This window comes from Caballeronia choica (assembly GCF_001544535.1).
In the GTDB taxonomy this organism is placed as follows: Bacteria; Pseudomonadota; Gammaproteobacteria; order Burkholderiales; family Burkholderiaceae; genus Caballeronia; species Caballeronia choica.
In genome coordinates this window covers 1-931 of the sequence record NZ_FCON02000514.1, presented here as the reverse complement: position 1 = coordinate 931, position 931 = coordinate 1, and the positions used below count along the sequence as shown (strand labels likewise).

Sequence of the window (931 nt, the reverse complement as noted above, 5' to 3'; positions counted from 1 at the left end):
CAGCGCCTGTTCACAGGTGCGCGAAAAGTTGATCCCAAGATCTTTGGCACGTTCGTAGACGTCGAGCGCCAGGGTTATGTTAGTTGCCTTGCGCGGCGTTGTCGCGGTTGCATGAGCCATACGACCTCCTTGTCGATAATCATGCGCATATTTTTCGACATTTTAACCCACATTGAACCGGTGCAAAGCGGTTGCGGGTTTTGTCTGACTGAACGGCATGGCCGGCTTTCCTCACAGCGTCAAGACACTTTCCACGTAAACAGTCAGCCAGTCTATGTAATCCATTAGAGATAGAAATATCTCGTTTAGTTGTTTTTTAGGAAAAGTATTCAGTCCGTCGGCCGATCCAACTGCGAACCGTGTCATCCGAACGCTAGTTTTGTCGACTTGGAAATCGCGCTGCGCGCTCTATACTGAAAGGGAGCCGCGCGGAAGCCGGCCCTGAAGCAGAAGCGGACGAGAAATCGTTCGTCGGGCGCGGTAGCGGGGCCACGGAAACGCCTGCGTGAATAGCGTGGGCGTTTTCTTTTGAGCCCGGATCAACGCTACGCCGCAAATGTCGGTATCGATCGTCTCGGACCCGGGTCCTCCTAACGTCTTCGAGGTGTGGCTAAGTCCCCCTGCGCGAGTGCAAGGCAACTGGTTTTGTCGCGGTAAGTGAAAGATGGCGAACAAACGGCAGTATAAGTAGGATTGCTTATGCTGCCAGTAAGTAAAACTGCTGGGCATAAGTGCATCCGATGCCTCGGTCTTGCATTTGGCCCTTGGTGATCATGTGCATGAGCTCGATGCCGCTCAACAGGATCCGGGCGCAACGAAAATTCTTGAAGCCGAGCATAGGCCGCGTGCGTCGTTTGATCGCCCGATGATCTTGCTCGACAACATTGTTCAGATACTTGTTCTGCCGAATCTTGATCGGTGTTTCCCGCTC

General features: G+C 53.2%; 2 protein-coding genes. Both read right to left on the bottom strand.

The window, feature by feature from the left end:
- The coding region (locus tag AWB68_RS45415; protein WP_200828993.1) for a type II toxin-antitoxin system CcdA family antitoxin at positions 1 to 120 on the bottom strand (120 nt) is incomplete at its 3' end.
- Positions 121 to 697: 577 nt separating this feature from the next.
- On the bottom strand, positions 698 to 931 hold a 234-nt coding region (locus AWB68_RS45410), incomplete at its 5' end, for a DDE-type integrase/transposase/recombinase (protein ID WP_125483323.1).